General features: G+C 73.1%; 14 protein-coding genes and 1 pseudogene. 7 read left to right on the top strand and 8 right to left on the bottom strand.

The genetic code is table 11. The annotated features are described in order from the left end of the window. Window positions 1-3: 3 nt before the first annotated feature. Window positions 4-816, top strand: a complete 813-nt coding sequence (locus L2C96_RS38430; RefSeq protein ID WP_020422584.1) for an MHYT domain-containing protein — start codon at window positions 4-6, stop codon at window positions 814-816. Here the strand turns inward: L2C96_RS38430 and L2C96_RS38425 are convergent. Next, window positions 752-1683: pseudogene (locus L2C96_RS38425) on the bottom strand (AraC family transcriptional regulator). The gene L2C96_RS38430 and the pseudogene L2C96_RS38425 overlap by 65 nt on opposite strands. 80 nt (window positions 1684-1763) lie before the next feature. On the opposite strand from L2C96_RS38425, the gene L2C96_RS38420 reads away from it, so the two are divergent. The 3 genes from L2C96_RS38420 (at window position 1764) to L2C96_RS38410 (ending at window position 3165) form a co-directional block, all read left to right on the top strand. Beyond that, the gene (locus L2C96_RS38420) at window positions 1764-2561 is read left to right on the top strand and encodes a Rossmann-fold NAD(P)-binding domain-containing protein (RefSeq protein ID WP_237339621.1); all 798 of its coding nucleotides are present in this window, start codon (window positions 1764-1766) and stop codon (window positions 2559-2561) included. A 64-nt stretch (window positions 2562-2625) separates the two neighbouring features. After that, window positions 2626-2823 carry a PspC domain-containing protein gene (locus tag L2C96_RS38415; RefSeq protein ID WP_027936553.1) on the top strand — a complete coding sequence of 66 codons (198 nt, stop codon included), beginning with the start codon at window positions 2626-2628 and terminating at the stop codon, window positions 2821-2823. 51 nt (window positions 2824-2874) lie between these two features. Then, window positions 2875-3165, top strand: a complete 291-nt coding sequence (locus tag L2C96_RS38410; RefSeq protein WP_193354413.1) for a hypothetical protein — start codon at window positions 2875-2877, stop codon at window positions 3163-3165. A 147-nt stretch (window positions 3166-3312) separates the two neighbouring features. On the opposite strand, the gene L2C96_RS38405 is transcribed toward L2C96_RS38410, so the two are convergent. After that, complete coding sequence (locus L2C96_RS38405; protein WP_237339620.1) at window positions 3313-4542, bottom strand: hypothetical protein; 1230 nt, start codon at window positions 4540-4542, stop codon at window positions 3313-3315. Beyond that, a complete protein-coding gene (locus L2C96_RS38400) occupies window positions 4539-4892 on the bottom strand; it encodes a cupredoxin domain-containing protein (RefSeq protein WP_237339619.1) in 354 nt (117 codons plus the stop codon). The genes L2C96_RS38405 and L2C96_RS38400 overlap by 4 nt, the downstream gene beginning before the upstream one ends. 119 nt (window positions 4893-5011) lie before the next feature. On the opposite strand from L2C96_RS38400, the gene L2C96_RS38395 reads away from it, so the two are divergent. Continuing rightward, the gene (locus L2C96_RS38395; protein WP_237339618.1) at window positions 5012-6856 is read left to right on the top strand and encodes a hypothetical protein; all 1845 of its coding nucleotides are present in this window, start codon (window positions 5012-5014) and stop codon (window positions 6854-6856) included. A gap of 304 nt (window positions 6857-7160) precedes the next feature. Here the strand turns inward: L2C96_RS38395 and L2C96_RS38390 are convergent, their stop codons facing one another. The 3 genes from L2C96_RS38390 to L2C96_RS38380 are packed head-to-tail and all read right to left on the bottom strand — an operon-like array spanning window position 7161 to window position 9340. Further along, window positions 7161-8375: an RNA polymerase sigma factor gene (locus L2C96_RS38390; RefSeq protein WP_237339617.1), complete on the bottom strand. Its 1215-nt coding sequence runs from the start codon at window positions 8373-8375 to the stop codon at window positions 7161-7163. After that, complete coding sequence (locus L2C96_RS38385; protein ID WP_237339616.1) at window positions 8372-8695, bottom strand: YciI family protein; 324 nt, start codon at window positions 8693-8695, stop codon at window positions 8372-8374. The genes L2C96_RS38390 and L2C96_RS38385 overlap by 4 nt, the downstream gene beginning before the upstream one ends. Window positions 8696-8749: 54 nt before the next feature. Beyond that, window positions 8750-9340, bottom strand: a complete 591-nt coding sequence (locus L2C96_RS38380) for a phosphoribosylanthranilate isomerase (RefSeq protein ID WP_237339615.1) — start codon at window positions 9338-9340, stop codon at window positions 8750-8752. Window positions 9341-9379: 39 nt separating this feature from the next. Here L2C96_RS38380 and L2C96_RS38375 point away from each other — a divergent pair, with 39 nt between their 5' ends. Beyond that, on the top strand, window positions 9380-10372 hold the full coding sequence (locus L2C96_RS38375; RefSeq protein ID WP_237339614.1) for a class I SAM-dependent methyltransferase: 993 nt from the start codon (window positions 9380-9382) through the stop codon (window positions 10370-10372). Beyond that, the gene (locus L2C96_RS38370) at window positions 10369-11109 is read left to right on the top strand and encodes an ANTAR domain-containing response regulator (RefSeq protein WP_237339613.1); all 741 of its coding nucleotides are present in this window, start codon (window positions 10369-10371) and stop codon (window positions 11107-11109) included. The genes L2C96_RS38375 and L2C96_RS38370 overlap by 4 nt, the downstream gene beginning before the upstream one ends. Before the next feature lie 560 nt (window positions 11110-11669). Here the strand turns inward: L2C96_RS38370 and L2C96_RS38365 are convergent. Continuing rightward, window positions 11670-11924: a hypothetical protein gene (locus tag L2C96_RS38365; RefSeq protein ID WP_020422927.1), complete on the bottom strand. Its 255-nt coding sequence runs from the start codon at window positions 11922-11924 to the stop codon at window positions 11670-11672. 490 nt (window positions 11925-12414) lie between these two features. Beyond that, window positions 12415-12797: DUF2188 domain-containing protein (locus L2C96_RS38360; protein ID WP_237339612.1), on the bottom strand; the 383-nt coding region annotated here is incomplete at its 5' end.

Genomic DNA, 12797 nt, shown 5'->3' with positions numbered 1-12797 from the left:
GCGATGGATCACGTCCACCACTTCGAAATGGGCGCCTGGGTGATGGTGCTGGCGTATTTGACGTCGGTGGCGGGCTGCGCGCTCGGCCTGGCCTGCACGCTGCAGGCCCGCACCGCGGTCAGCCCGCGGGCGCGCATCGCGTGGCTGGTGCTGGCCGCCGTGTCGATCGGCGGTGTCGGCATCTGGGTCATGCACTTCGTCGCGATGCTCGGGTTCGCCACGCCCGGGATGCCGGTGCGCTACGACATCCCGCGCACGATCCTGTCCGCGGTGCTCGCCGTCGTGTCGGTGTTCGCCGGGCTGCTGGTGTTCGGGGTGCGCGAGCGGTTCCGGTGGTGGCGGCTGCTCGCGGCCGGGCTGATCACCGGGCTCGCGGTGAACCTCATGCACTACACCGGCATGTGGGCGGTGCAGATCAAGGGCACCATCGGCTACCAGGGCGGCCTGGTCGCGCTGTCGATCGTGATCGCGGTGGTCGCGGCGACGGCGGCGCTGTGGTTCACCGCCGCGCTGGACAAGCTGCAGTGGCGGCTGCTCGCCGGTCTCGTCATGGGCGCGGCGGTCACCGGCATGCACTACACCGGCATGGCGGCGGTCCGGGTGCGCCTCGACGTCAGCGCGCCCGACCCGTCCGGCGCCGAGGTGTTCTCGTTCCTGTTCCCGGTGTTCGTGCTGGCCGCGATCGCGCTGGCGGTGCCGGTCTGCGCCGTGCTGATGGCGCAGGCGCCGCCGGAGCCTGCCGGGGAGGGCGTCACCCCGGACGAGCAGCCGCTCCCTGCCGGTGCCGCTGCGGGCTCACCCCGTGAGCTCGTTTGAACGCGGCGCTGAGCGCGAACGGGCTGGAGTAGCCGACGCGGCGGGCGACGGCAGCGAGGGTGGTGTCCGGGTCCCGCAGCAGGTCCGCGGCGAGCGCGAGCCGCCAGCCGGTGAGGTAGGCCATCGGCGGCTCGCCGACCAGTTCGGTGAACCGGCGGGCCAGCGCGGCGCGGGACACGCCGGTCGCGGCGGCGAGCGTGGCGACCGTCCACGGGTGTTCCGGGCGGTGCTGCAGCAGGCGCAGCGCCCGGCCAACGACCGGATCGGCGTAGGCGCGGTACCACGGGCCGGATTCGGGGCCGGCGAACCACTCCGCAGCACGTCGATGAGCAGCAGGTCGAGCAACCGGTCGAGGACGGCCTCCTGGCCCGGCTCGTCACGCGAGATCTCGGCGCCGAGCAGGGTCATCACCGGTGAGTCCGGCACGGCCACGACGACCAGGACGGGCAGCGCGCCGAGCAGGCGGCGGCTGACCTCGCCGCGGAGCTGGTAGGTGCCGACGAGCAGTGTGGTCGGGCCGTGCGGGTCGTTGCCCCAGGTGCGCAGGCCGAGGCCGGTCATCACGACCTCCTGCCCGGCCGGGGTGGTGCAGACCTGCTCGGGGCCGACGACGACCTGTGGCGTGGTGTCCGGGTGGTCGCAGAAGGTGTAGGGGTCGGGGCCGCGCAGCACCGCCACGTCACCGGCGGTGAGCTTGCGCGTGGAGCCGTCGTCGAAGCACACCCACGCGCTGCCGCGCAGGACGGCGACGAGCGTCAGCGGCGCCTCGTCCTGGATCCGCATCGACCACGGCGGCGCCAGCTGGGCGCGGAGGAGGAAAGCGCCGCGGGCGCGGGGCCCGTCCAGGAGGCCTGCCAGCTCGTCCACGGGCCCAGCGTAGACGAACGCGCATGCGGACGAGCGCGCTCAGCATGGTCCGCCCGTCTGCCGGCCGGTTTCCTTGGGGCATGACGAATTTCCTGGTGATCGGCGGAACGGGCAAGACGGGACGACGGGTCGCGGACCGGTTGCGGGCGCGCGGCGAGCAGGTGCGGATCGCGGCGCGGTCCACCGGCTTCGACTGGGACGAGCGGGGCACGTGGGAACCGGCGCTGAAGGACGTCACGACGGCGTACGTGACCTACGCGCCGGACGCCGGTTTCCCCGACGCGGCGCCGAAGATCGGTGCGCTGGCCCGCCAGGCCGGCGAGCAGGGCGTGCGGCGGCTGGTGCTGCTGACCGGCCGCGGCGAGGACGGCGCGCGGCGCAGCGAGGAGGCGATCCAGGATGCGGGTCCGGAGTGGACGGTCGTGCGGGCGAGCTTCTTCGCGCAGAACTTCAGCGAGGACTTCCTCGCCGAGTCGGTGGTGGCCGGCGAGTTCGCGTTCCCGGCTGGCGAGGTGTCGGAGCCGTTCATCGACGCCGACGACATCGCGGACGTGGCGACGAAGGCGCTCACCGAGGACGGGCACGCGGGGCTGGTGCACGAAATCACCGGGCCGCGGCTGCTCACGTTCGCCGAGGCCGCCGCGGAGATCTCGGCGGCGCTCGGCCGTGCGGTGCGGTACGTGCCGGTGAGCGCCGCGGAGTTCGCGGCCGGCCTCGTCGCGGCCGGTGTGGAGCCGGAGTTCGCGGGGCCGTTGAGCGAGCTGCTGGCCGAGGTGCTGGACGGCCGCAACGAATCCGTGACCGACGGCGTGCAGCAAGTGCTGGGCCGTCCGCCCCGCGACTTCGCGGACTTCGCCCGGACGGCGCACTGGGGCTGACCCCCGGGATGATTCGGGGGTTTCCACCGATGCGCGCGGCCGCGGGCACGGGCATCGTGGTGGCATGACGACGACAACGATGCGACTGACGAGGTCTCGCGACAACCGGGTGATCGCCGGGGTGTGCGCCGGCCTGGCCCACCGCCTCGGCTGGAAACCCCGCACGATGCGCCTGCTGTTCGTGCTGTCCTGCCTGCTCCCCGGCCCGCAGTTCCTGATCTACCTGGGTCTGTGGATCTTCATTCCGAACGAGAGGCGCTGACCCGCATCACCCGATCGGGTTTGAAATTCACGGAGGGGGCTACTCCTTCGCATGGCCAGAACGGGAATCTACCGTGGACGCGGCACCGCCGTGCGAGTGGTCACCGGGATCGGGGCGCTGTTCGCGCTCGTCGAGGCGATCTACATCGTCCTGGTCCTGGCGGGCGCCAACACGGCGAACGCCTTCTACCGTTTCATCGATTCGATCGCCCAGCCGCTGGCGCTGTTCTTCCCCGGGCTCTTCCCCATCGCGAACGGGCAGCTCAACGTGCTGGTCAACTACGGTCTGGCGGCGGTCTTCTGGCTCGTCGTCACCGGCCTCATCGCCCGTCTGCTCCGCTGACGGCGCGTCGTCCTCGTCGGGCTCCTCCGGTGGAGGGGCCTGGCGGCGGGCGACCACGATGAGCACCACGATGATCGCGATGGGCCCGACGATGATCAGGGTCTCGTCCCACCCACCCTGGTGGGCCAGGATCATCCGCTCACGCATTCACGCTCCCGAGACCAGTGCGATGCCGACCGCGGTGTAGCAGACCATCACGGCGAGCATGGGGTACTGCCCCACCTTCGCATAACCGTCCCGCAGCACGCCGAGCGCGCGGTCGTGCGCCGAGGCGACCGCGAGGACGTGCCCGGCCACGATCCCGGCGATCTGGGTGAACGCGATCGCCGCCGGGGAGACCACCGTGTAGTCCACGCCGCCGCCGAACCCGCGCTGCCCCTCGAACACGGCGAACGAGAAGTAGTGCGCGACGGTGTACCCGGCCATGATCGGCACCAGCGACGGCGCGAAGGCGTCGTAGGGGCCGGTGACCGAGCGCCGCAGGTACGGCCGGGTCAGGCGGATCGCGCCGGCGTAGGCCAGCGCGGTGAGCCCGATCGACGCCGCGAGCCCGGCGGTGCCGAGGAGGACGCGGTCGCCGTCGCGGGTCAGATCGCCCCAGACCGGCAGCCGGGTCAGCCCGTCGAACGCCGTGGAGCCCAGCACGACCAGCACGAACGGGGTCAGGCCGCGCTCGCGTTCGAGCGGGCGCAGGCCGTCCAGCGGGTTGCGCAGCACCAGGCGGCCGTCCGCGCGGCGGCCCCACGGCGACAGCGCGGCGATCAGCACCGAGTAGACCTCGAACCCGTCGCCGCGGTCGAACCAGCGCGGCCCGAACACCGCACCCGCGACGACGTGCACCACCGCGTAGGCGGTGACGAACACCGCGATCGCCCGCGGGGAATCGGAGTGCGGGTACACCAGTTCCAGCCACAGGAAGGCGACCAGGCCCGCGATGGCCGGGACGAACCCCCAGCGCGGCAAGGGCAGACGGCCGGGGAAGATCGCGGTGAGTGTCCGCAGTGGATTGACCAGCCGCCAGACCGGTCCGCACAGCACGGAAAGCGGCACGAGCCCGACCCAGAACCACACGTAGAACCAGGCGCCCGCCGGATTCTTCGCCGAGTCGTCCGCGCCGGTCCAGGCGAACACCAGGAACACCGCGAACAGCGCCAGCCCGAGCAGGCGCAGCGCGATCCGCGTGGCGCGAGCGTCGGCGATCCGCTCGAGCGCCCGCGGCCACGCGCGCCCGGCTTCCGCGCCACGCAGCTTCGGCCGCTTCCACAGCGCGGTGAGCGCGAAGAACGACACCAGCACCGCGGCCGCGCCGGCGTAAAGCGCGAGCCACAGCGGGACCGGCAGGTCGGAGCGCCCGCCGAGACCGTGGGCGAGGATCACGCCGTGACCCGGAGCTCGGTGAGCGCGGCCCCGCTGTGGTGCAGCTCGACCTCGAACACCCCGGGGATGTCCGCGGTGAACGTGACGGAGGCGGGCTGCCCGGCCACCACGTCCGCCTTGCGGTCGTAGCCGTGCACGTGCAGCTCGTCGGGGGCGTCGGTGGTGACCTGGATGGTCACGGTCCGGCCCGCCGCGACCTCGACCCGGTCCGGCCCGGCCGTCCGCTTGCCGCCGGTCACGGTGAACACCGCGACCTCCGGCGCCGCGCCCGGCTGCTGCTGCGGCGCCGTGCTCCCGCACCCGGTGGTCACCAGCAACGCCGCCAGCACCGCCACGACGAACCTGCGCATTCCCCGTCCTTCCTCCGCCCGGCTTGCCCGTTGCGTCCGGGAGCCCGTAAAGTATGTGACCAACGGTAACAGTTACTTCGGGTAGCACGCATGCCCGGCTTCATCGAGGAAGGTCCACCGTGCTCGTCGCCCAGGAGTCCAGCCCGCCAGCGGGCGGGGCCGCGCTCGGCCAGATCGTCATCGCGGGCCTGATGTTCTTCGTGATCTTCCTGCCGCTCGCCGTGTTCGTCATCCGGGAGCGCGCCGGGCGCACCACGCTGGTCGGCAGGCTGGCGGACTGGTCGGCCGGGCTGAGCGGGCTTCCCCGGTGGGCGGCCCTGCCGATGTTCGTCGCGTTCCTGTCCGGGATGGCCGCGTTGATCGGCGTGTACTGGGACGTGCCGATCCACATGGAACTCGGCCGCGACGAGGGGCCGCTGGCCAACCCGTCGCACTACCCGATCTACTTCGGACTGATGGGCATCTTCGCCAGCGGGGTGCTCAGCGCCGCGCTGGCGAAGGGGAAGCTGCCGGTGCGCACGTTCCCGATCGGGCCGCACTGGCGCGCGCCGATGGGCAGCATCCAGATGATGGCGACCGGCCTGGTCGGCATCGCCGGGTTCCCGCTGGACGACGTGTGGCACCGGCTGTTCGGCCAGGACGTCACCGAGTGGGGGCCGACGCACGTGCTGATGATCGGCGGCGGGGTCGGCGTGGTGATCGGCCTGCAGCTGCTGCTCGGCGAGGCGCGGCAGGTCGGCGCGACCGGGCCGGTGGTGCGCCTGCTCGGGCCGCTGCTCGCGGGCGCCTGGCTGATGGGCGCGTCGGCGTTCCTGATGGAGTTCGACCTCGGGGTGCCGCAGTTCCCGATGCTCGCCCAGGTGGTGCTGGTCGGGCTGATCGGCAGCTGGACGCTGGTCTACGGGCGCCTGGCCGGCGGGCCGGGCGGGGCGCTGCTCGTGGTGGCCGTGGTGCTGGTGACCAGGGCGGTGTTCGCGGTGCTGCCGCTGGTCAACGACCTGCACGTGGCACTGCTGCTGCCGTACGCCGCCGAGGCCGTGGTGATCGAGGTGGTGGCCGTCCTGCTGCGCGGGCGGCAGGGGTACGCGTTCGCCGTGGTGGCCGGGCTGGCCAGCGGGGTGTTCGGGATGTTCGGCGAGTGGGCGTTCTCGCAGTGGCTGATGCCGGACCCGTGGCCACTGTCCCACATGGACACCTTCGTGCTGTGGGGCGCGGCGGCGTCGGTGGCCGGCGCGCTGATCGGGGTGTGGCAGTACCAGCGGGTCGAGGCGGTGGCCGCGCGGCGCCCGTCGGACCCGGCACCGTCGGGCGAGCCCGCGGTGCGGTTCCGGACGCGGCACCTGGGCGGGCTCGTCGGCGCGCTGCTGGCGGTCGGCTTGTCGGCGGCGGTGATCCCGCCCGCCGATCCGCCCGCGGGCCTGGTGGCGAACATCCAGCTCACCGACACCGCGGAGAGCCTGCCGATCTCGAACCCGCACGGCGGCGGGCAGCCGAGGTGGGTGACCGCGACGGTGACGATCAACCGGGCGGACCTGGTGTCGGATCCGGTGTGGCTCAACGGTTTCTCGTGGCAGGGCGGGGACTTCTACAGCGCGCCGCTGGAGCGGACGGCGGAGGGCACGTACCGCACGACGCAGCCGCTGCCGGTGTTCGGGCAGTGGAAGACCGGAATCCGCGTGCACTACGGCTCGCGGGTGATGGCGCTGGCGCCGATCTACGCGCCCGCCGACCCGGCCGCGAACGCCGGGGAGATCTCCGCGACGTCAGGGCCGCGCCCCTTCATGTCGGAGATCGAGTTCCTGCAGCGCGAACGCAAGACGGACACGCCGCTGGTGCTGTGGACCGTGGCGTACGTGGTGGTGGGCCTGGTGTTCGGCGGCATGTGGATCCTGTTCGCGTGGCTGTACACCGCCGCGGCGGGCGGCGCACCGTCCCCCACGCGGCGGGTGCGGGTCAGCAGCTGACCCCGGGGCGGCCGGTACCTTCCGGGGGCGCACCGGCCGCCTCGCACTCCCCGGGCCGCACACCCCTGGGGGCCACGGCGCGCAGCCACGCCGCACCTCCGCCCACCACCGGGCACAGCCGCCCGCCGCCACGCCACCACTGCCCAATCGCACGGCAGCATCCAGCTACCCCACCTCCACCCAGCACCGCACCGGCCGTCTCCTCGAGCAGCACGAGCCGCCACCTGCGCAAGGCCACCGCCACCCAAACCGAGCCGCACCTCCACTCGTGAGGGGTGCCTGCAGCCACCAGCCGCTCCTCCTACTACCCCACCTCCGCCAGGCGCCGCGTCAGGAAGCGGCGCTCCGCATCCGTCGTGACCAGCCGCAGCGCCTCCCGGTACTCCGCCGCCGCCTCGCCACGCCGGCCCAGACGACGGAGGAACTCGGCTCGCGTGGCCGGCAGCAGGTGGTACCCCGGCAGGTCCACATCGGACAGCAGTCGCAACCCCTCCGCCGGTCCCTCGGCCATCCCCACCGCCACGGCCCGGTTCAGCTCCACCACCGGCGACCGGGTCATCGCCGCCAGCTCGCCGTACAGCGCGGCGATCTGCGGCCAGTCCGTGTCCTCGGCCCGCGCCGCCTTGCCGTGGCACGCCGCGATCGCCGCCTGCACCTGGTACGGCCCGGGCGCCCCGCGCCGCAGGGCGCCCTCCAGCAGCGCCACGCCCTCGGCGATCTGGGCGTGGTCCCACCGGTCGCGGTCCTGGTCGGTCAGCAGCACCAGGTCCCCGCGCTCGTCCACCCGCGCGTCCCGCCGCGAGTCCTGCAGCAGCAGGAGCGCGAGCAGCCCGGTGGCCTCCGGCTCGTCCGGCATCAGCTCGTGCAGCACGCGCGCCAGCCGGATCGCCTCCGCGGACAGCTCGCGGCGCAGCAGGTCCGCACCCGCCGTCGCCGAGTAGCCCTCGTTGAACAGCAGGTACAGGACCGCCAGCACCGCAGGCGTCCGCTCGGGCAGCAGATGCGCCGGCGGCACCCGGTACGGGATGCCGGCGTGCCGGATCTTCTGCTTCGCCCGCACCAGCCGTTTCCGCAACGCGGGCTCGGCGACCAGCAGCGCCCGTGCGATCTCGGCCGGCGTCAGCCCCGCGAGCGTGCGCAGGGTCAGTGCCACCTGCGCGTCCAAGGACAGCGCGGGGTGGCAGCAGGTGAACATCAGGCGCAACCGGTCGTCGGGCACGCCGCTGTCGTCTTCGAACGGTTCGGGTTCGGGCATCGCCGCGACCTCCCGCAGCTTGGCCGCCCCCACCGCGTCCCGGCGCAGCCGGTCGAGAGCGCGGTTGCGGGCGGCGGTGGTGAGCCAGGCCCCGGGCCGGCGCGGCACGCCGTCCCGGGCCCACGCCCCGACTGCCTGGGTGAACGCGTCCTGCGCGCACTCCTCGGCGAGGTCCCAGTCGCCGGTGAGCCGGATCAGGGTCGCGACCACCTGCCCCCACTCGTCGCGGAACGCGCGGACGAGGGCGGTGTGGACGTCGGTCATGGCTGCCAGATCGGGCGGACCTCGATCGACCCGTAAGTGGCGGCCGGGTGCTTCGACGCGATCTCGACCGCCTCGTCCAGGTCGGCGCACTCGATGAGGCAGAACCCGCCGACCTGCTCACGCGTCTCGGCGAACGGACCGTCGGACAGCAACACCTCGTCCGACCGCACCCGCACCGTGGTCGCCTCGTGCGGCGGCCGCAGCCCGGCCCCGCCACGCAGAACGCCCCGCCCGGCCATCTCCTCGCTCCAGCCGCCGCAGCCGTCCTCGGCGTGCTCGGCGGCCTCCGGGCCCCCGCAGATCAACAGCATGTACTGCATCGCAGTCCTCCTCGCCGGTCCTGTTCTCACCACACCGACGAACGGGACCCGCGATCAGGGACGCGCGGCGGCGAGGAATTCCCGGATCAGCCCATGGTCCTTCGTGCCGCGGGTGGACTCCACCCCGCTGGAGACGTCGACGCCCCACGGCCGCACGGTCTCGATCGCCTCCGCCACGTTGCCCGGCCGCAGCCCGCCCGCCAGCAGCCACCGCCCGGTCTGGCCGCGCAGCGCCGACCAGCCCCACTGCTCCCCCGACCCGGCCCGGGGCGAGTCGAGGATGAGCATCTCCTCGCCGAACGAGCCGACCTCAACCCGCTCACCAGCGGTGGAGGTGGCACGCACCAGCCGCACCCCCAGGCCGGCGAGCTCGGCGAAGTCGCCGGCCGTGTAGCCGTCGCCGTGCAGCTGGACCGCGCCCAGCCCGGTCTTGACGGCGATGCCCCGGACGTCGGCGACCGGCATCCCCAGGAACACCCCCACGCTGAGGACCTCCGGGGGCACGGCGGCCACCAGGCGGGTGGCCTCCTCCACGGTCACCTGCCGAGGGCTCGGCGTCAGGACGAACCCGACGGCGTCGGCCCCGGCGGTCACCGCGCAGTCGACGTCGGCCTCGGTGCGCAGGCCGCAGATCTTCACGAACACCCCACCAGGGTAGGCGCCGCGGAAGTCTAAACTGCGGCGATGTCCTTGATCGGTACGCGGTTGCGCAGCCTGGCCAGGCGATACGCGGTCTCGCGGCGGACACACGAGGACCTCCTCGCCCGGTGCGCCGCGGCGGAGGCCGAACGGGACCAGCTCGCCGCCACCTACCGCACCTGGGTGCCGCCGGGGCACTTCTACTCGCCGCAGCCGGACCCCGCGCAGGTCCTCGCCCGCACAGGCGCGCTGTTCGACACCGCCGCCGATCCCGCCGGCCTCGACCTGCGCGAGGACGACCAGCTCGCGCTGCTGCCCGTCCTCACCGAGCTGCTGAAGGAGCACCCGTTCCCCGAGCACCGGTCGCCGGAGTACCGCTACTTCTTCGGCAACCCGGAGTACTCCTGGTCGGACGCGCTGGTCCTGCACGGCATGCTGCGTCACCTGCGCCCGCGGCGGCTGATCGAGATCGGATCCGGCTACTCGTCGGCGATGACGCTGGACACCGTCGAGCACTGGCTGGACGGCGCGGTCGAGCTGACATTCGTCGAACCCCACCCGGAGCTGCTGCGGTCGCTGCTGCGCCCGGGCGACGAACAGCGGGTGACCGTCCGTGAGCAGCCGGTGCAGGACGTGCCGCTGGAGACGTTCCTCGCCCTGGAGGCCGGTGACGTGCTGTTCATCGACTCCACTCACGTGGTCAAGGCGGGCTCCGACGTCAACCACCTCTTCTTCGAGGTGCTGCCCCGCCTCGCCGACGGGGTGTGGATCCACGTGCACGACGTGTTCTTCCCGTTCGAGTACCCGCTGGAGTGGGTGACCGAGGGCCGCGCCTGGCAGGAGGTCTACCTGCTGCGCGCGTTCCTGGCCTACAACCCGCGCTTCGAGGTCCGCTGGTTCCAGCAGTACCTGTGGGCGCGGCACCGCGAGCTGCTGACGGCGGCCGTCCCGGACATGGCGCGCAACCCGGGCGGGAACATCTGGCTGCGGAAGGCGCCCGATTACGGCTCCACGGCCCCGGGTACTCGCGACGCATGACCGAGAGCCGCGCGGATCCGCTGGTCCGCCTCGACTACGTCGCGGCCGCGCTGGAGGACCTGCGCGGTCAGGCGGCCACCCAGCCGCTGGAGGAGGTCGCGCGGGGCATCGCCGAGAGCGCCGTGGCGACGCTGCCCGACGCCGACTCCGCGACGATCACCGCGATCGCCGAGGACGGTCACCTGTACACCCTGGCGGCCACGGACGAGGGAATCGTCGGGATCGACGAGTGCCAGTACAAGACGCGCCGCGGCCCGTGCGTCGAGGCGGCGACCCAGCGGCACCCGGTGCGCGCGATCGTCGGCGAGCACGAGCAGGAGTGGCCGGAGTTCACCGCCTCGGCGAAGGCGGCCGGCATCAACACGTACCTGTCGGTGCCGGTGCTGCTGCCGGGCGAGCCGGGTGGCGAGGACGAGGTCGTGGGCGGGCTGGACTTGTACAGCTTCACGGCCCAGGCCTTCGATGACTACGACGAGCAGGTGATGCGCCTGTTCACCACGGCGGCGTGCGAGGCGTTCACGAACGCCCGCCGCTGGGCCGCGACGCAACGCAAGATCGCCCAGCTGGAGACGGCGCTGACCTCGCGGGCCGAGATCGACCAGGCGAAGGGCGTGCTGATGGCGATACACGGGTGCAGCGCGGACGAGGCGTTCGCCCGGCTGGTCGAGGAGTCCCAGCGGACGAACACGAAGCTGGCCGCGGTGGCGAGGAAGCTGCTCGAATCGCTGCGCCGCTGAGGTAGCGCGCAGGCGAACGGCCGGCGGCGCGGAAGCGGCGCGCTGAGGCGGCGGCCACAGCGCCGAGTCGGCGGGTCGGCGGCGGGCCGGTGGCACGGAGGCGGTGGCGCTGAGGGGGCGGCCACAGCGCCGAGCCAGCGAGTCGGCGGTGCTGAGGGGCGGCGCAGACGCGGCGACCGGCGGCGCAGACGCGGCGACCGGCGGCGCAGACGCGGCGGCCGGCGGCGCTGGGGGGCGGGCCGGCAGCGGGCAGCGGCGCAGAGGCGGTGGCACAGACGCGGCAGGCCGGTGGCACAGAAGTGGCGGCGCTCATGCGGCGGGCCCAGCAATGCAGCAGCGGCGGCCCGGCACCTCTTGGGCGGCGCTCAGGCGGTCGGCCCGCGGCGCAGAAGCGGCGGCTCAGTAGCGCCCAGGCGGCCGGCCTGGCAGCGCAGAGGCGGCGAGCCAGGAGCGCAGAGGCGGCCAGGCGGCAGCGCAGAAGCGGCGGCCCGGCAGCCCGCAGGCGGCACAGAGGCGGCCGGGCGCGCCACGGCGTTCCCGTGACGCGCCCGGCCGTCCGGTCAGCCGATGGGCAGCTTGCCGGTCAGCTGCCGCAGCGGGTTGCCGCCGGTGAGCGGGGACAGGGCGCTCTGCTTGCCCGTGACGGGCTCGAGCACGCCGGGGGTGCCGGCCTTGCCCGCGAGGCCGTTGAGCGTCATGCCGACGGCCTTGAGCTGCGGAGCGGAGACCCCGCCCGCGGAGGCGGCGCCCGCCCCGGCCAGAACCGCCGAGGCAGCCGCGAGACCGATGACACCAGCACGAAGTGTGCGCGACACTGAGTTTCCCCTTCATCGGAAAATGATTCTTCGAACGAGACGAGAAACCTAGCCATTCAAGGCTCGCAACGCACTCTTCCCACCACTCGTCCGAGTGGTCCTGACGCGAATTACCTTCGACCGTGGCTACACGGTTTGCGGAATCACTATGAGCCGCGGCAGAAATCGTTGCCCGACACCACGCAGGTGCCCGCCCGCTGTCGCGGCACCGGTCTGCAGCAGCAGCCGCACCACTCCGCGATCTCGCTACCCAAGCAGCGCCCTGACGACAAGCGGGCCAAGCCGCGCCACAGCACCCGCAGCCGCGCCACTCCGCAACCTCGCCACCCCACCACGGCACAACCCCCGCCAAACCACGCCGCAGCACCGGCAGCCGCGCCAGTCCGCAACCTCACCGCCCCACCACGGCACAACCCCCGCCAAGCCGCGCCGCAGCACCCGTAGCCGGCGCCAGTCCGCAACCTCGAAACCCGCGGCACAAAGCCGCGCCTCAGCGGCCGTAGTCGTGGCGCTCCGTGATCTCGCCGTCCTTGCGGCGCACCACGTGAGTGACCCCGCGCTTGCGGGCCAGTTCCCGGCCCTCGGCCTGGGCCTCCGCCTTCGTGTCGCCCGTGCTGGAGGCCCGGCTGTTGCCGACCACCTGGTTCTTCCACCGCCCGTCCGCGTAGAAGGTCTCCACGTCGCCCTCGGCGAGCTCGGTCGGGCCCGCCGAGCCGTCCGCAGCGTAGGTGGCGTAGAGCGCGGGGTCGGGTTTCGGTGCGCTGCCGGGACCGCCGAGGGGCTTGGGCTCCATCAAGTACTCGATCCGGTCAGCCCACGCGCCCTTGTTGCCGTCGGGGCCGTCGGAGAGGTGCCAGATGGTGTTGTTGTGCG

Origin of the sequence: Amycolatopsis tucumanensis (assembly GCF_021654135.1) — a bacterium.
Lineage (GTDB): Bacteria > Actinomycetota > Actinomycetes > Mycobacteriales > Pseudonocardiaceae > Amycolatopsis_E > Amycolatopsis_E tucumanensis.
Note: the sequence above shows the minus strand (reverse complement) of the source record. Positions and strands in the feature narration are given on the sequence as shown.